The sequence below is a fragment of the Streptomyces sp. NPDC001941 genome, from assembly GCF_040296945.1.
Classification (GTDB): Bacteria; Actinomycetota; Actinomycetes; order Streptomycetales; family Streptomycetaceae; genus Streptomyces.
In genome coordinates this window covers 46,455-66,595 of sequence record NZ_JBEOYE010000042.1, presented here as the reverse complement: position 1 = coordinate 66,595, position 20,141 = coordinate 46,455, and the positions used below count along the sequence as shown (strand labels likewise).

General features: G+C 70.7%; 21 protein-coding genes and 4 tRNA genes. 8 read left to right on the top strand and 17 right to left on the bottom strand.

All coding sequences use genetic code 11. From position 1 onward, the window contains the following. Positions 1-71: 71 nt before the first annotated feature. The 8 genes from rpoB to ABT160_RS26075 form a co-directional block, all read right to left on the bottom strand. Complete coding sequence (rpoB, locus tag ABT160_RS26110; RefSeq protein ID WP_351650234.1) at positions 72-3,557, bottom strand: DNA-directed RNA polymerase subunit beta; 3,486 nt, start codon at positions 3,555-3,557, stop codon at positions 72-74. Positions 3,558-4,094: 537 nt separating this feature from the next. Next, positions 4,095-4,481 (bottom strand): 50S ribosomal protein L7/L12, encoded by a 387-nt coding sequence (gene rplL, locus ABT160_RS26105; protein WP_351650233.1) that lies wholly within the window; start codon positions 4,479-4,481, stop codon positions 4,095-4,097. 117 nt (positions 4,482-4,598) lie between these two features. Next, on the bottom strand, positions 4,599-5,129 hold the full coding sequence (rplJ, locus tag ABT160_RS26100; protein WP_351650232.1) for a 50S ribosomal protein L10: 531 nt from the start codon (positions 5,127-5,129) through the stop codon (positions 4,599-4,601). 474 nt (positions 5,130-5,603) lie between these two features. Further along, positions 5,604-6,326 (bottom strand): 50S ribosomal protein L1, encoded by a 723-nt coding sequence (gene rplA, locus ABT160_RS26095; protein WP_351650231.1) that lies wholly within the window; start codon positions 6,324-6,326, stop codon positions 5,604-5,606. Positions 6,327-6,424: 98 nt separating this feature from the next. Next, positions 6,425-6,859, bottom strand: coding sequence for a 50S ribosomal protein L11 (rplK, locus tag ABT160_RS26090; protein ID WP_030318720.1), 435 nt, complete (start codon positions 6,857-6,859; stop codon positions 6,425-6,427). Between the two features lie 160 nt (positions 6,860-7,019). Further along, on the bottom strand, positions 7,020-7,961 hold the full coding sequence (gene nusG, locus ABT160_RS26085; protein ID WP_351650230.1) for a transcription termination/antitermination protein NusG: 942 nt from the start codon (positions 7,959-7,961) through the stop codon (positions 7,020-7,022). Between the two features lie 74 nt (positions 7,962-8,035). Further along, positions 8,036-8,320, bottom strand: coding sequence for a preprotein translocase subunit SecE (secE, locus tag ABT160_RS26080; protein ID WP_351650229.1), 285 nt, complete (start codon positions 8,318-8,320; stop codon positions 8,036-8,038). A gap of 105 nt (positions 8,321-8,425) precedes the next feature. Next, positions 8,426-8,498 (bottom strand) — tRNA-Trp (locus ABT160_RS26075). A 216-nt stretch (positions 8,499-8,714) separates the two neighbouring features. Between ABT160_RS26075 and ABT160_RS26070 the strand changes: the two genes are divergently transcribed. Continuing rightward, positions 8,715-9,941, top strand: a complete 1,227-nt coding sequence (locus ABT160_RS26070; RefSeq protein WP_351650228.1) for a pyridoxal phosphate-dependent aminotransferase — start codon at positions 8,715-8,717, stop codon at positions 9,939-9,941. Between the two features lie 116 nt (positions 9,942-10,057). Further along, positions 10,058-11,077: an adenosine deaminase gene (locus tag ABT160_RS26065; RefSeq protein WP_351650227.1), complete on the top strand. Its 1,020-nt coding sequence runs from the start codon at positions 10,058-10,060 to the stop codon at positions 11,075-11,077. Between the two features lie 15 nt (positions 11,078-11,092). On the opposite strand, the gene ABT160_RS26060 is transcribed toward ABT160_RS26065, so the two are convergent. Then, positions 11,093-11,701, bottom strand: coding sequence for a TetR/AcrR family transcriptional regulator (locus ABT160_RS26060; RefSeq protein WP_351650226.1), 609 nt, complete (start codon positions 11,699-11,701; stop codon positions 11,093-11,095). A 113-nt stretch (positions 11,702-11,814) separates the two neighbouring features. Here ABT160_RS26060 and ABT160_RS26055 point away from each other — a divergent pair, with 113 nt between their 5' ends. Next, on the top strand, positions 11,815-12,447 hold the full coding sequence (locus ABT160_RS26055) for an NAD(P)-dependent oxidoreductase (protein WP_351650225.1): 633 nt from the start codon (positions 11,815-11,817) through the stop codon (positions 12,445-12,447). A gap of 22 nt (positions 12,448-12,469) precedes the next feature. On the opposite strand, the gene ABT160_RS26050 is transcribed toward ABT160_RS26055, so the two are convergent. The 6 genes from ABT160_RS26050 to ABT160_RS26025 all read right to left on the bottom strand — a co-directional run bounded on the left by ABT160_RS26050 (position 12,470) and on the right by ABT160_RS26025 (position 15,080). Beyond that, a complete protein-coding gene (locus tag ABT160_RS26050) occupies positions 12,470-13,525 on the bottom strand; it encodes a UDP-N-acetylmuramate dehydrogenase (RefSeq protein WP_351650224.1) in 1,056 nt (351 codons plus the stop codon). A gap of 85 nt (positions 13,526-13,610) precedes the next feature. Further along, positions 13,611-14,039: a MaoC family dehydratase gene (locus tag ABT160_RS26045; RefSeq protein WP_351650223.1), complete on the bottom strand. Its 429-nt coding sequence runs from the start codon at positions 14,037-14,039 to the stop codon at positions 13,611-13,613. 2 nt (positions 14,040-14,041) lie between these two features. Continuing rightward, positions 14,042-14,494, bottom strand: a complete 453-nt coding sequence (locus ABT160_RS26040) for an FAS1-like dehydratase domain-containing protein (protein ID WP_351650222.1) — start codon at positions 14,492-14,494, stop codon at positions 14,042-14,044. A 137-nt stretch (positions 14,495-14,631) separates the two neighbouring features. Continuing rightward, a complete protein-coding gene (gene rpmG, locus ABT160_RS26035) occupies positions 14,632-14,796 on the bottom strand; it encodes a 50S ribosomal protein L33 (RefSeq protein WP_003948671.1) in 165 nt (54 codons plus the stop codon). A 90-nt stretch (positions 14,797-14,886) separates the two neighbouring features. Further along, positions 14,887-14,959, bottom strand: a tRNA-Met gene (locus ABT160_RS26030). Between the two features lie 48 nt (positions 14,960-15,007). Continuing rightward, a tRNA-Thr gene (locus ABT160_RS26025) sits at positions 15,008-15,080 on the bottom strand. Between the two features lie 256 nt (positions 15,081-15,336). On the opposite strand from ABT160_RS26025, the gene ABT160_RS26020 reads away from it, so the two are divergent. The 5 genes from ABT160_RS26020 (at position 15,337) to ABT160_RS26000 (ending at position 19,135) form a co-directional block, all read left to right on the top strand. Then, complete coding sequence (locus ABT160_RS26020) at positions 15,337-16,641, top strand: amidohydrolase family protein (RefSeq protein WP_351650221.1); 1,305 nt, start codon at positions 15,337-15,339, stop codon at positions 16,639-16,641. Positions 16,642-16,832: 191 nt separating this feature from the next. Continuing rightward, positions 16,833-17,489: an SDR family oxidoreductase gene (locus ABT160_RS26015; RefSeq protein ID WP_351650220.1), complete on the top strand. Its 657-nt coding sequence runs from the start codon at positions 16,833-16,835 to the stop codon at positions 17,487-17,489. Positions 17,490-17,713: 224 nt separating this feature from the next. Continuing rightward, on the top strand, positions 17,714-18,043 hold the full coding sequence (locus ABT160_RS26010; protein WP_351650219.1) for a hypothetical protein: 330 nt from the start codon (positions 17,714-17,716) through the stop codon (positions 18,041-18,043). After that, complete coding sequence (locus ABT160_RS26005; RefSeq protein WP_351650218.1) at positions 18,040-18,288, top strand: hypothetical protein; 249 nt, start codon at positions 18,040-18,042, stop codon at positions 18,286-18,288. The genes ABT160_RS26010 and ABT160_RS26005 overlap by 4 nt, the downstream gene beginning before the upstream one ends. A 229-nt stretch (positions 18,289-18,517) precedes the next feature. After that, positions 18,518-19,135 (top strand): GGDEF domain-containing protein, encoded by a 618-nt coding sequence (locus ABT160_RS26000; RefSeq protein WP_351650217.1) that lies wholly within the window; start codon positions 18,518-18,520, stop codon positions 19,133-19,135. Between the two features lie 253 nt (positions 19,136-19,388). Here ABT160_RS26000 and ABT160_RS25995 read toward each other — a convergent pair. After that, positions 19,389-19,472: transfer RNA gene (locus tag ABT160_RS25995), tRNA-Tyr, on the bottom strand. A gap of 319 nt (positions 19,473-19,791) precedes the next feature. Continuing rightward, the coding region (locus tag ABT160_RS25990; protein ID WP_502984301.1) for a hypothetical protein at positions 19,792-20,141 on the bottom strand (350 nt) is incomplete at its 5' end.

Below are 20,141 nucleotides of genomic sequence, written 5' to 3'. Positions count from 1 at the left end.
TAAGTCTGTGGTCTGAAACGGGGGTCGAGGGGTCGGCGGGGGCCCGTTTCCGGGCCCCTACCGGACTCCCGTCAGACCTCTTCGACGCTGCTCGGCTCGCGCCGGGACAGGTCGATGCCGAGCTCCTCCGCAGCGCGGAAGACGTCCTCGTCGGTGTCACGCATCTCGATGGACATGCCGTCCGAGGACAGCACCTCCACGTTGAGGCACAGGGACTGCATCTCCTTGATGAGCACCTTGAAGGACTCGGGGATGCCGGGCTCGGGGATGTTCTCGCCCTTGACGATGGCCTCGTAGACCTTCACGCGGCCGGTCACGTCGTCGGACTTGATCGTCAGCAGCTCCTGGAGGGCGTAGGCGGCGCCGTAAGCCTCCAGCGCCCACACCTCCATCTCACCGAAGCGCTGACCACCGAACTGGGCCTTACCACCCAGCGGCTGCTGGGTGATCATCGAGTACGGACCGGTCGAACGCGCGTGCAGCTTGTCGTCGACCAGGTGGTGGAGCTTGAGGATGTACATGTACCCGACCGAGATCGGGTCCGGGAACGGCTCGCCGGAGCGGCCGTCGAACAGCCGGGCCTTGCCGGACGGGAGCACCATGCGCTCGCCGTCGCGGTTCGGGATGGTGTGCTGCAGCAGACCCGCGAGCTCGTCCTCGCGCGCACCGTCGAAGACCGGGGTGGCGACGTTGGTGCCCGGGGCGACCTGGTCGGCACCGATGGCCTGCAGGCGCTGCGCCCACTCGTCCGCGAGGCCGGAGACGTCCCAGCCGCGGCTGGCGAGCCAGCCGAGGTGGATCTCCAGGACCTGTCCCGGGTTCATTCGGGACGGCACGCCGAGCGGGTTGAGGATGATGTCGACCGGGGTCCCGTCCTCGAGGAACGGCATGTCCTCGATGGGCAGGATCTTGGAGATGACGCCCTTGTTGCCGTGACGGCCGGCGAGCTTGTCACCATCGGTGATCTTGCGCTTCTGCGCCACGTACACGCGCACCAGCTGGTTCACACCGGGGGGAAGCTCGTCGCCCTCCTCGCGGTCGAAGACGCGCACGCCGATGATCTTGCCGGTCTCACCGTGCGGCACCTTCAGCGAGGTGTCGCGGACCTCACGGGCCTTCTCGCCGAAGATCGCGCGGAGCAGGCGCTCCTCCGGGGTCAGCTCGGTCTCGCCCTTGGGCGTGACCTTGCCGACCAGGATGTCGCCGGCGACGACCTCGGCACCGATCCGGATGATCCCGCGCTCGTCCAGGTCCGCGAGGACCTCCTCGGAGACGTTCGGGATGTCCCGGGTGATCTCCTCGGGGCCGAGCTTGGTGTCACGGGCGTCGACCTCGTGCTCCTCGATGTGGATCGAGGAGAGGACGTCGTCCTGCACGAGGCGCTGCGACAGGATGATCGCGTCCTCGTAGTTGTGGCCCTCCCACGGCATGAACGCCACGAGCAGGTTCTTGCCGAGCGCCATCTCACCGTTCTCGGTGGCCGGGCCGTCGGCGAGGACCTGGCCCTCGATGACGCGGTCGCCCTCGGAGACGACGACCTTCTGGTTGACCGAGGTGCCCTGGTTGGACCGGGAGAACTTGGCCATCCGGTACGTGGTGTACGTGCCGTCGTCGTTGGCGACGGTGATGTAGTCGGCCGAGACCTCCTGCACCACGCCGTCCTTGTCGGCCTTCGGCACGTCGCCGGCGTCGGTGGCGCAGCGGTACTCCATGCCGGTGCCGACGAGCGGAGCCTCGGACTTGATGAGCGGCACCGCCTGACGCATCATGTTCGCGCCCATGAGGGCACGGTTGGCGTCGTCGTGCTCGAGGAAGGGGATCATGGCCGTCGCGACCGACACCATCTGGCGCGGCGAGACGTCCATGTAGTCGACCTCGGTCGGCGGCACGTAGTCGACCTCGCCGCCGCGGCGGCGGACCAGCACGCGGGCCTCGACGAAGCGGAACTCGTCGTTCAGCGGGGCGTTGGCCTGCGCGATGACGAAGCGGTCCTCCTCGTCGGCGGTCAGGTAGTCCACCTCGTCGGTGACCTGGCCGTCGACGACCTTGCGGTACGGCGTCTCGATGAAGCCGAAGGGGTTGATCCGGCCGTACGAGGCGAGCGAACCGATCAGACCGATGTTCGGGCCTTCGGGCGTCTCGATCGGGCACATGCGGCCGTAGTGCGACGGGTGCACGTCTCGGACCTCGAAGCCCGCCCGCTCACGGGAGAGACCACCCGGGCCGAGGGCGTTCAGACGACGCTTGTGCGTCAGCCCCGACAGCGGGTTGTTCTGGTCCATGAACTGCGACAGCTGCGAGGTGCCGAAGAACTCCTTGATCGACGCCACGACCGGGCGGATGTTGATCAGGGTCTGCGGCGTGATGGCCTCGACGTCCTGGGTCGTCATGCGCTCGCGCACGACGCGCTCCATGCGGGCGAGACCCGTACGGACCTGGTTCTGGATCAGCTCGCCGACGTTGCGGATACGACGGTTGCCGAAGTGGTCGATGTCGTCGGTCTCCACCATGATGGAGCGACCCGACTCGGTGACCGCCTCGGTCTCACCGGCGTGCAGCTGCACCAGGTACTTGATGGTGGCGATGACGTCGTCGGTGGTGAGCACGCCGGCGTCCAGCGGCTCGTCCGCGCCGAGCTTCTTGTTCACCTTGTAGCGGCCGACCTTGGCGAGGTCGTAGCGCTTCGGGTTGAAGTAGAGGTTCTCGAGCAGCGTCTGAGCGGCCTCACGCGTGGGCGGCTCGCCCGGGCGCAGCTTGCGGTAGATGTCGAGCAGCGCGTCGTCCTGGCCCTGGGTGTGGTCCTTCTCCAGGGTGGCGCGCATCGACTCGTACTCGCCGAACTCCTGCAGGATCTGCTCGTTCGTCCAGCCGAGGGCCTTGAGCAGCACCGTGACGGACTGCTTGCGCTTGCGGTCGATGCGGACACCGACCATGTCGCGCTTGTCGATCTCCATCTCCAGCCAGGCACCCCGGGACGGGATGATCTTGGCGGTGAAGATGTCCTTGTCGGACGTCTTGTCGATGGAGGAGTCGAAGTAGACACCCGGCGAGCGGACCAGCTGCGACACCACGACACGCTCGGTGCCGTTGATGACGAAGGTGCCCTTGTTGGTCATGAGCGGGAAGTCGCCCATGAAGACCGTCTGGGACTTGATCTCGCCGGTCTCGTTGTTGGTGAACTCGGCGGTGACGAAGAGCGGGGCGGCGAACGTGAAGTCGCGCTCCTTGCACTCGTCGATCGAGTTCTTCGGAGGCTCGAAGCGGTGGTCGCGGAAGGTCAGCGACATCGACCCGCTGAAGTCCTCGATCGGGGAGATCTCCTCGAAGATCTCCTCCAGACCGGACTTGGTGGGGACGTCCTGTCCGTTCTCGAGAGCGGCCTCGACACGAGCCTTCCAGGCGGCGTTGCCGAGCAGCCAGTCAAAGCTCTCGGTCTGCAGCGCGAGGAGGTTCGGAACCTCGAGGGGCTCCTTGATCTTTGCAAAGGAGATGCGCAGCGGGGCAGTGCTGGCGCCGTTGTTCGTATTCGCGGTCGAGGCGTTGCGCGAGGCGGCCAAGAGGGGGTCCTTCCGAGGGCTCGGACTCACTACGCGCGTACCGGTCCCACGCTGAGCGCGCGGACAGAACTTTCCTTGATCCGGAGAAAGAGCCAGGTCAGGGCGGTTCGGTCAGCGATGCTCGTGCATGGGGATGCCCCTGGTGACGGGCAGGGGGCAGCTAACAGGCAGCGCAAAGGGTCAGTGTAGCCACTTGGCCCACTGATGTCCAGGGCGAGTTTTTCGCGACCCTCGTTGTTCTCATCTCCACGGCCCTCGCGCCCGTCGGCGCACACCGATACTGCCCGTTCCGTCGTCGATCCATGCCTCGGATCCGGATCGTTGTGACGACGCGTCCTGAGAATTGCGCGCTGCGTGCGGTTCGTCAAGGCCCCCCAAGTCTGCGGGGCGCACGGCGAAGATCACCATACTCCCAGTCGAGCCGGGTGCAAGGCAGCCGTCACGGGTACGCCGAAGGGCGACCACCCGCATGGGTGATCGCCCTTCAGTGCTCACGCGTTACACGCGTGCGCGGGAGTCTGTCGACTCGGAGAGGCCTTACTTGACCTCGACGGCCGCACCGGCAGCCTTGAGGGACTCGGCGGCCTTCTCAGCGGCCTCCTTGTTGACCTTCTCGAGGACCGGCTTCGGGGTGCCGTCGACGAGGTCCTTGGCCTCCTTCAGACCCAGGGAGGTCAGCTCGCGCACGACCTTGATGACCTGGATCTTCTTGTCGCCGGCACCGGTGAGGATGACGTCGAACTCGTCCTTCTCCTCGACCTCGGCGGCGGCACCGGCGCCCGGGGCACCCGGGGCGGCAACGGCGACGGCCGCGGCGGCGGTGACGTCGAACTTCTCCTCGAAGGCCTTCACGAACTCGGAGAGCTCGATGAGGGTCATCTCCTCGAACTGGGCGAGGAGGTCGTCCTGAGAGAGCTTCGCCATGATGGGCGATCCTTCCACTAATTCGGCAGGTGCCGGATATTCATGTGAGGCGGGCGTACGGTCGGCCCGCAGTCGACCCGTACCGCCAGGGCGGCGCGGGTCATTGTGCGAGCCGAGTTACTCGGCACCGCCCTGCTCGGCCTGCTTGGCGCGCAGCGCGTCCACGGTGCGGACGAGCTTCGACGGCAGCGCCTGGAAGAGCTGAGCAGCCTGGGACTGCTTGCCCTTGAAGGCACCGGCCAGCTTGCTGAGCAGAACCTCGCGGGACTCGAGGTCCGCAAGCTTCTTGATGTCGTCGGCGGAGAGCGCCTTGCCGTCAAGGACACCGGCCTTGATGACGAGGTTCGGGTTCTCCTTGGCGAAGTCACGCAGGGCCTTCGCCGACTCCACCGGGTCACCGGTGACGAAGGCGACCGCGGTCGGACCAGCGAAGTGCTCGTCCAGTGCGGTGATCCCGGCCTCGTTGGCCGCAATCTTGGTCAGCGTGTTCTTCACCACGGCGTACTGGGCGTTCTCACCGAGGGACCGACGCAGCGTCTTGAGCTGCGCGACGGTGAGACCCCGGTACTCGGTCAGCACGGCGGCGTTGGAGCTCTGGAACGCGTCCTTGAGCTCGGCCACCGATGCAGCCTTGTTGGGCGTCGGCATGGTGCGTCAGCCTCCTTCCGGGTGATGAGGACCGCTCCGAAGGGGCTGAACAAAACGAAACGCCCCGGCGCAGGCGCACGGGGCGTGGCTCGACCGGAACACGAAGATTCCAGGAGCTCATCCACAGTCACCTGCGCGGGTCGTCCGCGTCTCAGCGGATCCTTCGGCCACCGCACCCTCACGAGCACGGCAACGACCAGCGGTCTTTGGCTTCATCGGAAGCGTACGCGAAGGGGTCGCCGTCAAGCAAATCGGTCCGACGGAGTGATTCCGCCCGCCTCAGCGCTCCCCCGCGCCCCGCCCGCCCGCGGGCACCTCCAGGCGGCCGTGAGGCCCCCCACCAGCCCCGGAGCGGCCCCGAGCCCCCTCCCGGGCCCACCGGGCCGCGCAGTGTACGCAGAAGCCGGCCCCGGCGCCTCCGAGGAGGTGCCGGGGCCGGCTCTCAGTACGCGAAGCCCGCGACTGCCGTCAGGATCAGACGGCGGCCGGGTCCTCCTCGGTGAGGAGGTTGCGGGTGCGGTTGGAGTCCAGCGGGATGCCGGGGCCCATCGTGGTGGTGAGGGTCGCCTTCTTGATGTAGCGGCCCTTCGCGGCGGACGGCTTCAGACGGAGGATCTCCTCCAGGGCCGCGCCGTAGTTCTCCACCAGCTTGGTCTCGTCGAAGGAGACCTTGCCGATGATGAAGTGGAGGTTCGCGTGCTTGTCCACGCGAAACTCGATCTTGCCGCCCTTGATGTCGGTGACGGCCTTGGCGACGTCCATGGTCACGGTGCCGGTCTTCGGGTTCGGCATCAGACCACGCGGACCGAGCACGCGGCCCAGGCGGCCGACCTTGCCCATGAGGTCCGGGGTGGCGACGACGGCGTCGAAGTCCAGACGACCCTTGGCCACCTCGTCGATGAGCTCGTCCGAGCCGACGATGTCGGCGCCGGCGGCCTCCGCGGCCGCAGCACGGTCACCGGTCGCGAAGACCAGGACCCGGGCGGTCTTGCCGGTGCCGTGCGGGAGGTTCACGGTGCCACGGACCATCTGGTCGGCCTTGCGCGGGTCGACGCCCAGGCGGAAGGCGACCTCGACGGTGCCGTCGAACTTGGTGGCGGAGGTTTCCTTGGCGAGACGGACGGCCTCGAGGGGAGCGTAGTTCCGCTCGCGGTCGATCTTGGCGTCCGCGCCGCGGAGAGCCTTGCTGCGCTTCACTTCTTCTCCTGTTGGTTCAGGTGTGGAGTCGTGGTGCGGGCCGGCGCTGGCCCTACCACTGGGGTCACGGGACCACGAGGGTCACCGGGAGGGGACGATCAGCCCTCGACCGTGATGCCCATGGAACGGGCGGTGCCGGCGATGATCTTCGACGCGGCGTCCAGGTCGTTGGCGTTCAGGTCGGGGAGCTTGACCGTGGCGATCTCGCGGACCTGGGCGGCCGTCAGCTTGGCGACCTTGGTCTTGTGCGGCTCGCCGGAGCCCTTGTCCACACCCGCGGCCTTGAGGATCAGCTTGGCGGCCGGCGGAGTCTTGGTGATGAAGGTGAAGGAACGGTCCTCGTAGACCGTGATCTCCACCGGCACGACCATGCCACGCTGCGACTCGGTCGCGGCGTTGTAGGCCTTGCAGAACTCCATGATGTTGACGCCGTGCTGACCCAGCGCGGGGCCGACCGGCGGGGCCGGGTTGGCCGCACCAGCGTTGATCTGGAGCTTGATAAGCCCCGTGACCTTCTTCTTCTTGGGAGGCATTGCTCTCTCCGGGTCCTAGTGAGAGTGTTCAGCCCGCCATCCGGTTCATCCGGATGGAGGCATACCGCACAACGATAACGGGTATAGGTGTGCGGCTAAAAACCGAGCAGGTCAGAGCGCCCGTGAGGGCCCTCTGACCTGGATCGGAAACCTGTGAGGATCAGTTCTTCTGGATCTGGTCGAAGCTCAGCTCGACCGGGGTCTCGCGACCGAAGATCTCGACGAGGCCCTTGACCTTCTTGGAGTCGGCGTTGATCTCGTTGATCGTCGCCTGCAGGGTGGCGAACGGGCCGTCGGTGACGGTGACCGAGTCGCCCACCTCGAAGTCCAGGACCTCGACGGTGACCTTGCGGGCCGGAGCCGGCTTGCCCTCGGCCTCGGCGGCCTCGCGGGCGGCCTTCTCCTCGGCCTCCGGGGCGAGCATCTTGACGATCTCGTCCAGGGTCAGCGGGTACGGGTCGTAGGCGTTGCCCACGAAGCCGGTGACGCCCGGCGTGTTGCGCACGACGCCCCAGGACTCGTTCGTCAGGTCCATGCGGACGAGCACGTAGCCGGGCAGCTTGTTCTGCCGGACGTTCTTGCGCTCGCCGTTCTTGATCTGGACGATCTCTTCCTCGGGGACCTCGGCCTGGTAGATGAAGTCCTCGACGTTCAGCGAGACGGCGCGCTGCTCCAGGTTGGCCTTCACGCGCTTCTCGTAGCCCGCGTAGGTGTGGATCACGTACCACTCGCCGGGCAGGCCGCGCAGCTCGGTGCGCAGGGCCTCGACCGGGTCGACCGGAGCGGCCGGCGCCTCGTCCGCGACGGGCTCGGCGTCCTCGTCGGCCTCTGCGTCGTCGACGTCCTCGGTGTCGTCCTCGTCCTCGTCCTCGACGTCAGCCTCGACCTCGGCCTCAGCCTCGACGTCGTCCTCGTCCGCCTCGACCTCGACCTCGACGTCGTCCTCGACGTGCAGCGCGGCTTCCTCGGCGGCCTCACCGGCAGCCTCGTCGGCGAGCTCGGCCTCGTCAGGGTCCACAGCGTCCGCCGCCTCGACAATGTCGAGCTCGTCCTCCACGGACTCAACCGACTCGATGGCGTCGTTCAGGTTCGGGTCAGACACGGTGGCTGCTTCTTCCTGGATACAGATGGGGTGGAACGTGCGAAAGGGACGCCGCGTGGGCGCCCTCCGCGGGATCAGCCGAAGACGTACTTGACGGCGTTCTGGAAGCCGTAGTCAATCACGGTGACGAGACCGATCATGATGACGACGAACACGATCACCACGGTGGTGTACGTCGTCAGCTGGTTGCGCGTGGGCCAGACGACCTTGCGGAGCTCGGCGACGATCTGGCGGTAGAACACCGCGAGGCGGCCGAAGGGGCCCTTCTTGCCGCGCTTGCCGCCCTTGCGAGCCTTCTTGGACTCCGCGGTCTCGTCTTCCGCATCAGGCATGTCGATGGAGCCGACGGCGTCCGTCACGATCTCTCACCTGATTCCGGGTCGTGGCCGTGCCGCGCCCGGGTGGAGCCGCACGGCGGTGCAATGAAGTACGTACATGCGCACACAGCCTGGCGGTGTGTGTAGCAGGGCCGGAGGGACTTGAACCCCCAACCGCCGGTTTTGGAGACCGGTGCTCTACCAATTGAGCTACGACCCTTTGTGGTTTCCCCAACCTACCGCATCCGCGGACGTGGTCGGTGAGGGGCCAACGAGCAGTGAGTGTACGTGGTCACAGGCCCCTTCGTCGAACAGCTCACGCCCGGGACCGGTCCTGACCGTTCGTGTCCGCGGCCCCGTCCGGTCCTGGCCGCACCCTGTCCACCCTGCGAAACCGGTGCGCCCGGGCCTTCGCGGGTCTGGGACGATGGGCCGCATGAGCGCTGCTACTCCTCCGACCGAGCGCCGGGTGTCCGCCCGCATCGGCGCGATCTCCGAGTCCGCGACCCTCGCCGTCGACGCCAAGGCCAAGGCCCTCAAGGCCGCCGGGCGCCCGGTGATCGGCTTCGGCGCGGGCGAGCCCGACTTCCCGACGCCCGACTACATCGTCGAGGCCGCCGTCGAGGCGTGCAGGAACCCCAAGTTCCACCGCTACACGCCGGCCGGCGGCCTGCCCGAGCTGAAGGCCGCGATCGCCGCGAAGACGCTGCGCGACTCCGGCTACGAGGTCGACGCCTCGCAGGTCCTGGTGACCAACGGCGGCAAGCAGGCGATCTACGAGGCGTTCGCGGCGATCCTGGACCCGGGCGACGAGGTCATCGTCCCGGCCCCGTACTGGACGACGTACCCCGAGTCGATCCGGCTGGCCGGCGGCGTGCCGGTGGAGGTCGTGGCCGACGAGACCACCGACTACAAGGTCTCCGTGGAGCAGTTGGAGGCGGCGCGCACCGAGCGCACCAAGGTCGTCCTCTTCGTCTCCCCGTCGAACCCGACCGGCTCGGTCTACGGCGAGGCCGAGGCGGAGCAGATCGGCCGCTGGGCGGTCGAGCACGGCCTGTGGGTGCTGACCGACGAGATCTACGAGCACCTGGTGTACGGGGACGCGACGTTCACCTCGCTGCCCGCGGTCCTGCCCGAGCTGCGCGACAAGTGCGTCGTGGTCAACGGCGTCGCCAAGACGTACGCGATGACCGGGTGGCGGGTGGGGTGGATCATCGGCCCCAAGGACGTGGTGAAGGCGGCGACCAACCTGCAGTCGCACGCCACCTCCAACGTCTCCAACGTGGCGCAGGCCGCCGCGCTGGCCGCCGTCTCCGGCGACCTGGACGCCGTGGCGACGATGCGCGAGGCCTTCGACCGGCGCCGCAAGACGATGGTGCGGATGCTCAGCGAGATCGACGGGGTCGTCTGCCCGACGCCCGAGGGCGCGTTCTACGCCTACCCCTCGGTCAAGGGCGTGCTCGGCAAGGAGATCCGGGGCAAGCGCCCGCAGACCTCGGTGGAGCTGGCCGCGCTGATCCTGGACGAGGCCGAGGTCGCGGTGGTGCCGGGCGAGGCCTTCGGCACCCCGGGCTACCTGCGCCTTTCGTACGCGCTCGGGGACGAGGACCTCGTCGAGGGCGTCTCGCGCATCCAGAAGCTGCTGGCGGAAGCGCGCGACTGAGCACCGCGCGACGACCAGGGAACGGGCCCCCTCGGGGGCCCGTTCCTGCGTTCGGGCAAGGTCCCGATCGGGGAAAGGGGCTGCCGTACGGCGGCGCGGTGCGGCAAGATCTTGGAATGGAGCACGTTCGAGATCTGCGGTTGCTGCCCAAGGCCCACCTGCACCTGCACTTCACCGGGTCGATGCGGCCCGCCACCCTCCTGGAGCTCGCGGACAGGCACGGCCTGACGCTGCCGGACGCGCTGACCTCCGCCGAGCCCCCCAAGCTGCGCGCCACCGACGAGCGCGGCTGGTTCCGCTTCCAGCGGCTCTACGACGCCGCCCGCAACTGCCTGCAGGACGCCGACGACATCCACCGGCTGGTGCGCGAGGCCGCCGAGGAGGACGTCAGGGACGGCTCGGGGTGGCTGGAGATCCAGGTCGACCCGACCTCGTACGCGCCCCGGCTCGGCGGGCTGATCCCGGCGCTGGAGGTCATCCTGGACGCGGTGGACGCGGCCTCCCGGGAGACCGGGCTCGGGATGCGCGTGCTGGTCGCCGCGAACCGGATGAAGCACCCGCTGGACGCCCGCACCCTGGCCCGGCTCGCCGTGCGCTACGCGGACCGCGGCATCGTCGGCTTCGGGCTCTCCAACGACGAACGGCGCGGCATGGCCCGGGACTTCGACCGGGCCTTCGCCATCGCGCGCGAGGGCGGCCTGCTCGCGGCCCCGCACGGCGGGGAGCTGACCGGCCCCTCCTCCGTACGGGACTGCCTGGACGACCTGCACGCGTCGCGCATCGGCCACGGCGTGCGGGCCGCGGAGGACCCCCGGCTGCTCAAGCGGCTCGCCGACCGCGGCGTGACCTGTGAGGTGTGCCCGGCGTCCAACGTGGCGCTGGGGGTGTACGAGAAGCCGGAGGACGTGCCGCTGCGCACGCTCTTCGAGGCCGGGGTGCCGATGGCGCTGGGCGCGGACGACCCGCTGCTGTTCGGCTCGCGCCTGGCGGCCCAGTACGAGATCGCGCGCGCCCACCACGGCTTCACGGACGCCGAACTGGCCGAGCTGGCACGGCAGTCGGTGCGCGGCTCGGCCGCGCCGGACGAGGTGAAGGCGAAGCTCCTGGCGGGCATCGACGACTGGCTGGCGAGCTGACCGGCGCGGCCCGGCTCAGCCCAGTCCGCCGATGAGCGTGCGCGCGAGCGAGGCGGCGAAGTCGTCGAGCTCCTGCGGCGGCCGGCCGTCCTCGGTCATGTCGTACGCGAACGCGCGCTGCGCGCAGGCGCCGAGCAGCAGCGAGGCGGCCGCGTAGGTGTCGGCCCCGGCGCGCACCCGCCCGGCGGCCTGCTCGGCGCGCAGGTAGCGGTCCACGCCCCTGATGGGCAGGTGGGGGCCGCTGCCGAGGGCGCGCAGCGCCTCGTCGTGGCGGCGCTTGAGGCGCGGGTCGGCGTAGAGCGAGGCGGCGATCGGGAAGCTCTGGGCGTAGAACTCGGCGGCCCGGCGCGCGATGGCGGTCAGGTTCTCCTCCACGGACCGCTCCCCCGGGTCCTCGGTGAGGGCGTCCACCAGCGGGGCGAGCCGGGGCAGCCGCTCGGCGAGGACCGTGACGAACAGCTCCTCCTTGCTGGCGAAGCTCTTGTAGAGCGCGGCCTCCGAGCAGCCCGCGGCCTTGGCGATCTCCTTGGTGGTGGCGCGGGCGAGGCCGATGGTGAGCATCAGCTCGTAGGCGGCGTCGACGACGCGGACGCGGGCCGGGGGCTGGGTCGTGGACTGCTGCATGGGGTGACCAACCAGGCTTGACGGGACGGTGTGCGCCTCCCCACTCTAGGGATGTCAGGGGGTGAGTGAATACTCACCCACCCCATGCGGCGACCCCTGAGGAGGAGTGCGTCATGAAGCTCACGGTGTTCGGTGCCACCGGCGGCATCGGCCAGGAGGTGGTGCGCCAGGCCCTCGCGGCCGGGCACCGGGTGACGGCGGTGGTCCGCGACCCCGCCCGGTTCACGGTCACGGGCGACGGCCTGGAGGTGTTCCGCGCCGACCTGCGCGACCCGGAGGCGCTGCGGCCCGCCGTGGCCGGGCGCGACGCGGTGCTCTCCGGCCTGGGCGCCCGCAGGCGCGCCGACGCGGGGGTGGCGGCCACCCTCACCCGCGCGGTGCTCGCCGCGATGGAGGCCGAGGGCGTGCGCAGGCTGGTGGTGGTCAGCGCGGCCCCGCTGGGGCCCGTGCCGCAGGGCCAGCCGCTGCTCGACCGGATGATGCTGGCCGCGGTGGGCGCGGCCCTGAAGGACGTCTACGCCGACCTGCGGGCGATGGAGGCCGAGCTGGCCCGCGGCGCCACCGACTGGACCTCGGTGCGCCCGCCCCGGCTGCTGGACCGCCCGCTGACCGGCCGCTACCGCACGGTGGTCGGCGGCACCCCGCCGCGCGGGCGCGCCCTGGGCCGCGCGGACACGGCGCACGCCATGCTGGCGGCCCTGGACGATCCGGGGACGGTGAAGCAGGGCGTGGGGGTCGCGTACTGACCGGCCGCCGGGGAGACTCGGCCTACAGCCGGACGCCCACCATGACCGGCTCGTTCACCAGGGTCACGCCGAACGCCTCGCGCACCCCGGCCACCACCTCGCGCGCCAGGGCGAGCAGGTCCTCGGTGCTGGCCGCGCCCCGGTTGGTCAGGGCGAGCGCGTGCTTGGTGGAGATCCGGGCGGGCCCGGAGCCGTACCCCTTGGTGAAGCCGGCCCGGTCGATGAGCCAGGCCGCCGAGGTCTTGGTCAGCCCCTCCCCCGCCGGGTAGGCGGGCGGCGCGGCCTCCTCGCCGAGGCGCTCGCGGACCCGGCCGAGGAAGGCGGCGTACTCGGCCTCGGTCAGGATCGGGTTGGTGAAGAAGGACCCGGCCGACCAGGTGTCGTGGTCGTCCTCGTCCAGCACCATCCCCTTGCCCGCGCGCAGCTTGAGCACGGTCTCGCGCGCGTCGGCGGCCGGGACCCGGTCGCCGACCTCGACGCCGAGGGCCCGCGCGGTCTCCGCGTACCGCACCGGCGCCGAGAGCCCGCCCGCGTCCTCCAGGGCGAAGCGCACGCGCAGCACGACGTAGCGCTCCGGGTCCTGCTTGAAGCGGCTGTGGCGGTAGGAGAAGGCGCACTCGGCGTTGGACAGCGTGACCGTCTCCCCGGCGACGCGGTCGTAGGCGACGACCTCCGTGATGGTGGCGGAGACCTCCTGGCCGTACGCGCCGACGTTCTGGATCGGGGTGGCGCCCGCGGAGCCGGGGATCCCGGCCAGGCACTCGACGCCCGCCAGGCCCGCCTCGACGGTACGGGCGACCGCGTCGCTCCACACCTCGCCGGCGGCCAGCTCCAGGCGGGTCCCGTCGAGCGCGAAGCCGCGGGTGGCGATCCGCAGGGCGGTGCCGTCGAAGCCCCGGTCGCCGATGACGAGGTTGGAGCCGCCGCCGATCACCAGGAGCGGGGTCCCGGCGGCGTCGGCCTCGCGCACGGCCGCGACGACCTCGTCGTCGGTGGTGGCCGTCACGAGCCGGCCGGCGGGACCGCCGAGCCGGAAGGTGGTCAGGGGGGCGAGGGGGGCGTCGTGGAGTGCCTGCACGCGCCCTAGCGTACGAGACGGTACGAGAACGGCCCCGCCGGTCAGGGCGGGGCCGTTCTCGTGCGTTCTGTCGCTCGCGCCGGCCTCAGGCCAGCGCGACCACGGCGCGGGACATGCCCAGCACCTTCTGGCCCGCGGCCGTCGCGAGCAGGTCCACCCGGACCCGGTTGTCGTCGAGCTTGGCCGCGACCTTGGCGCTGACCTCGATGACCGCGCCCTCGTCGTCGTCCGGGACCACCACGGGCTTGGTGAAGCGCACGCCGTACTCCACGACGGCGCCCGGGTCGCCGGCCCAGTCGGTCACCACGCGGACCGCCTCGGCCATGGTGAACATGCCGTGCGCGATCACGTCCGGCAGCCCGACCTCCTTGGCGAACCGCTCGTTCCAGTGGATCGGGTTGAAGTCGCCCGAGGCGCCCGCGTACCGCACGAGTGTGGCGCGCGTCACGGGGAAGCTCTGCGCGGGCAGTTCCGTACCGACCTCGACCTCGTCGAAAGCGATCTTCGCCGTCATGGTCAGCCCTCCTCCGCCGCGCGCGCGACGAGCTTCGTCCAGGCGGTCACGACGTGCTCGCCGCTCTCGTCGTGGACCTCGCCGCGGATGTCCACGATGTCGTTGCCCGCCATGGACTTGACCGCCTCGATCGTCGAGGTGACCGAGAGCCGGTCCCCCGCCCGCACCGGGCGCGTGTAGGCGAACTTCTGGTCGCCGTGCACCACACGGCTGTAGTCCAGGCCCAGCTGCGGGTCCTCGACGACCTGTCCGGCCGCCTTGAACGTGATGGCGAACACGAAGGTCGGCGGGGCGATCACGTCGGCGTGCCCGAGCGCCTTGGCGGCTTCCGGGTCGGTGTACGCCGGGTTGGCGTCCCCGACGGCCTCGGCGAACTCGCGGATCTTCTCCCGGCCGACCTCGTAGGGCGCGGTGGGCGGATAGCTCCGCCCGACGAAGGACTGGTCGAGCGCCATGGCTCGCTCCCTCCTGTGACTCCTGGGACTGGTGCCCGGAACTGGGTGCCGGTGGCCGCGCGCGGCGGGCCGCGGCACGGGCCGGGAAATGCCACGAGGCCGCCCCCTGACGGGGACGGCCTCGCGAACGAGCCTGTTTATCGCGTCTCGCGGTGCGCGGTGTGCGCATTGCAACGCGGGCAGTGCTTCTTCATCTCAAGACGGTCCGGGTTGTTACGCCGGTTCTTCTTGGTGATGTAGTTCCGCTCCTTGCACTCCACGCAGGCCAGCGTGATCTTCGGGCGGACGTCGGTGGCAGCCACGTGAGTGCTCCTTGGACGAACGGATTATCTGATTGAACGCAAGCAAGAGTAGCCGATCGAAGGACCGACCCCGCAATCGGCTACTGTCAGTAGCGGTGACCGGACTTGAACCGGTGACACAGCGATTATGAGCCGCTTGCTCTACCGACTGAGCTACACCGCTTTGATGAGGCGATCACCCCGCCCGAAGGCGAGGATCACACTCCACCAGAGCCCCAATACGGAATCGAACCGTAGACCTTCTCCTTACCATGGAGACGCTCTACCGACTGAGCTATTGGGGCGAGCGAGGAAGACATTACACGGTCGGCGGCCGATCGCCCAAATCCGTTCCTGCCCCCTCCCCGCAAGGGCGCGCGGCCCCCGGCACGCACGCCCCGTACGCCACTCGTGGCCTCACCGGTACGACTATTGCGCTCCTCCTCGAAGCGGGCTCCGGGCACCCCTAGGCTCGGGTCACGCTGCGTGATCTTGTACGTACGCCCCTGACGCGGGCGGCAGCACGTGCACACGCCCCGAGTACCCCCCGCAGGAGCGCGATTGTCCGCCGACAGCCAGCAGCCGCAGCCGCCTGAAGGCGCCACCACCGACACCGCCGCCCTGCTCCTGAGCGGGGCGCGCCTCACCGACGGCCGCACCGTCGACGTCCGGCTCAGCGGCGGCCGCATCGAGGCCGTCGGCACCGCGGGCAGCCTCACCCCGGGCGCCGCCCGCGTCGACCTCAGCGGCTACCTGCTGCTCCCGGCCCCCGCCGAACCCCACGCGCACGCCGACACCGCGCTCTCCGGCGACCGGCCCGGCCCCGTCTCGTACGCCACCGAGGACGTCCAGCGCCGCGCCACCGAGGCCGCCCTGCTGCAACTCGGCCACGGCGCCACCGCGCTGCGGGCCCACGTCCGCGTCGACGAGGTGCAGGGCCTCGGCCCGCTGGAGGCCGTCCTGCAGGCCCGGCGCTCGCTGCGCGGCCTCGCCGACCTGGCCGCCGTCGCCGTGCCCCGGCTGCTCACCGGGGTCGCCGGTGCCGACGGGCTCGCCATGCTGCGGGACGCCGTGAAGATGGGCGCCTCCGTGGTCGGCGGCTGCCCCGACCTCGACCCCGACCCCTCCGGCTACACCGAGGCCGTCCTGGAGGTCGCCGCCGAACACGGCTGCCCCGTCGACCTGCACACCGAGGGCGCCGACCCGGCCCGGCTCGCCCGCCTCGCCGCGATGGTCTCCGGCCTGCGCCCCGGCGCCGTGCTCGGGCCCTGCGCGGGCCTGGCACGGCTGCCGGGGGACGTCGCGGCGCGCACCGCCGAGCAGTTGGCGGCGGCCGGGGTCACCGTGGCCTGCCTGCCCCAGGGCGGCTGCGGCCTGGTCGAGCAGCGCGGCGGCGCCCCGGTCCGGCTGCTGCGGGCCGCGGGCGTACGGGTGGTGGCCGGCAGCGGGGCGCTGCGGGACGCCTGCAACCCGGTCGGGCGCGGCGACCCGCTGGAGGCGGCCTACCTGCTGGCCTCCCAGGGCGGCCTGCGCGCCGCCGACGCCTACGCGGCGGTGAGCGGCGGGGCCCGCGAGGCGATGGGCCTGCCGGAGGTCCGCGTGGAGGCGGGCTTCCCGGCCGAACTCCTCGCGGTGCGCGGCGAACGGCTCTCCGCGGTGCTCTCGCTCGCGTACAGCCGGATCGTGGTGCACCGGGGCCGGGTGGTGGCGCGGACGAGCGCGGTGCGCGAGTACTGCGACTCGGCGGCGGCACTGGAACTGCCGCGACAGGGACGGGCGGACGGGGGCCTGGGGGGTGGCTCGGCGGGTGGGCCTGCGGGTGGTTCCGCGGGTGGGCCTGCGGCGGGGGGTGGGTTGGGGACGTAGGGGGGGAGGTTGGGGGCTCTGGCGGGGCTCGGGGTCTGAGGGATCGGCGCGGGACCGGCGCGGGATCGGCTCCCATTCGCTTCCTTGGCCTCCCTCCTCCCCCTAGCCCCCCCTTTAGCCCCCCCTTCTCCGCCCTGGCTCCCCTCCTCTTCCCTGAGCGCGTTCGGCCGCGGGGCCGTACGGTCGGATACATGCGCATTGTCATCGCTGGAGGACACGGTCAGATCGCCCTGCGCCTTGAGCGGCTGCTCTCGGCCGGCGGGCACGAGGTGGCGGGCGTCATCCGCAAGCCGGAGCAGGCCGACGCACTGCGGGAGGCGGGCGCCGAACCCGTCGTACTGGACCTGGAGTCGGCCTCCGTGGACGAGGTCGCGGCGGTCCTGCGGGGCGCGGACGCGGCGGTGTTCGCGGCGGGCGCGGGCCCGGGCAGCTCGGTGGAGCGCAAGGACACGGTGGACCGGGGCGCCGCGGTGCTGTTCGCGGACGCGGCGGAGCGGGCCGGGGTGCGGCGTTACGTGGTGGTCTCGTCGATGGGCGCCGACACCGCGCGCGAGGGCGACGAGGTCTTCGACGCCTACCTGCGGGCCAAGGGCGCGGCGGACGACTACGTGCGCGGCAAGGCCGGCCTGGACTGGACGGTGCTGCGCCCCGGCATGCTGACAGACGACGCCGGTACGGGCCTGGTGCGCCTGGAGGCGTCGACGGGGCGCGGACCGGTGGCCCGGGACGACGTGGCGGCGATGCTGGCCGAACTGGTGGAGACGCCGGGGACGGCGGGCCTGACGCTGGAACTGGTGGGCGGGGCTGTGCCGGTGGCGGTCGCGGTGCGGGACGTGGCGGGCAACTGAGGCCGCCGCACTCCGCGTTGGCCCCCCGACCCTCCACCCCCACTCCCCCTACCACCTCTTACCCCCCGCACCTCCCCCCTTCCCTTCCTTAGCGGTCTGTACGGCGCAACTCGGGCGCGGGTTAGGCTCTGTGACGACCCGTCGGGCGGGTGGGGCTGTGACGGACCCGTGTGCTCGGCGTGGTGTGACGGGGCACGGCGGCGCGAGGGGGCGGGATCGCGGGGATGGACGCGGAGGACTCCTGGTCGATCGACGGGATCGCGTACGCGCTGCCCACCCCCGAGCTGCGGCGGGAGTTCCTGCGGGAGGTCGGGGGTGCGCCCCGGGACCGCCTGGCGGCCGTGCTGGACCACTGGGAGCGGGTGGCCGTGCGCTGGACCCGGGAGTCGGTGCCGGAGATCGAGCGGGTACGGGAGCACTTCCTGGCGCACGGCGAACTGCCGCCCGAGTACGAGCAGGAGGCGGGCGAGGACCAGGCGGCGTACGACGCGTGGCGGGCCCGGATGAAGGCGGGCGGTCCGGGGTCCGGGCGGGACGGGAACGGCGCCGCGTGAACTGGACCTTCCGCATCGGCCCGCACGACTTCGACACGATCGCCGCGTTACCGGCGGAGGCGCAGTCGGCGCTGGACGGCGTCATCGACGTACTGGAGCTGGACCCGTACCTGGCGACCGGACCGTTCGGCGAGGACGACGGGGTCACGCGCATCACGTCGTTCGGCACGTGGGGAACGCTGATCCTGCTCGTCAACCCGCGGACGCAGCGGATCACGCCACTCAGCACGGTCTGGGCGGGCTGACCGGAACCCCGCGCACCGCCCCCGTACCCACCCCGTACTCGGCCCGTACTCGTTCCGTACTCACCTCTTGCGCACCGCCAGGAACCGGCCACCTCCCCAGGCCCTCTGGCCGACACGACCCTGTGGACGAGCAGCCGCCGTGCACCCCAGATGGGAGATAAGCGCATCTTGCGCCCACCTCCCGCTCAGGCGCACGCCGCAACCACCCCTCGCCACAGAGGAGTTCACCGTGTCCGATCTCCTGGCCATGGCCGCACTGCCCACCCTCGGCTGGATCCTCCACGCGGTCTGGCTGACCCGGCAGCTCAACACCGCCCGCCGCGACCCGCTGACCGGACTGGTCGGCAGGGACGCCTTCACGCGCCAGGCGCAGCGCGCGCTGCGCCGCACCGACGTCAGCGTCGTCCTGGTGGACGTCGACGACTTCAAGAGCGTCAACGACACCCACGGGCACGCCGCGGGCGACGCCGTCCTGTCCGCGATAGGCCGCCGCCTGGACACCTGGTGCCGGGCACACGGGGGCTTCGCGGCGCGACTGGGGGGCGACGAGTTCACCGCGGTGGTCCCGCTGGACGCCGAGTCGGCCACGGACCTGGCCCGCGCCCTGACCCAGCCGGTCACGGTCGGCGGCACGGCCCTGGACCCGAGCACGTCGATCGGCTTCTGCGGCCCGGACGACCGCCCGGGCGCCCCGCTCTCGGTCCGCCTGCGGGCCGCGGACGAGGCGATGTACGCGGCGAAGTCGCTGGGCGCGGAGTGGCGCAGGGCGGCCCCGCACAGCACCCACCCCACGATCGCCGGCCGCCGCGCCGGCCGCCGCGGCACCCACTCGGCCATGGCCCACTGACCACCGGCCGCGCCCGGGACCGGGCACACCACCCGGGCCGCACCCCTCACGAGGACCAGACCCCCTCGGGCCGGCCACAGCGCCCACCCTGGGTCAGGCACGCCGCCGGGACCAGGCACACCCTCCCGGGCCAGGCACGCTCGGGTGGCCCGGATCACACGGGCTCTGCCCGCGCTCGACCCGGACCGCCGACAGACAACGAAGAGACCCCCGCCCCCTGCGTTTCCGCAGGTGGACGGGGGTCCTCATCGCGTGGCGGCGCCAGGATTCGAACCTGGGTAGGCTAAGCCGACGGATTTACAGTCCGGGGTGCCTGAGCGGCTGATTCGGCACTGACCTGGCACTTCTTCTCAAGATCGCGCGCTTTTCCGGCTCTGGCCCGTAGGTGGCCCGGATCTTGTATCGGGCGACGTGAGCGGGTTGATGGCTAAGGCCGGGGCCGCCTCACTGGAGCGCAGACCTCTGCTGGGCGCGGACGGTGCGGTTCCGGCCGAGCACGTCCGGACCGCCTGGATCGGCCCAGGTCGTGCCCCAGCGCTGCAGGTCACTGACCGCAGCGCTGCTCAGAGGAACAGTGACGCAGCACTCCACTACACCGCTTCGCCACCTTGCTCCAGAGCCGGTTCCAAGTACCCGCTCAACCTGGGTGGACTGGGTTAATCCGGAAGGGATTCAAGCCAAGCGAGGATCCTTCGAGACTGCCGCAGAATCGCGTGGAAGTGTTCCGGGTCAGCCTGAGCGGGGGCGCGGCCGATTCGGACGACTTCCTCGATCACGACTAATCCCTCCGCCGTCCGCCCCACATCCCCCAGACTGATAGCTAGGTAATTCAGAGCCATGGCGAGGGCGGGCAAGTGTATTTCCGGATTGATTTCGGTAAGGGCACGTAAGTAGCGGACAGCTTCCTCAATCGCTGCAACCCCATCCGTCATCCGCCCCACATCTCCCAGACTGATGGCTAGGTTTTGCAGAGACGTGGCGAGGGCAGGCAAGTACGCGTCTGGAT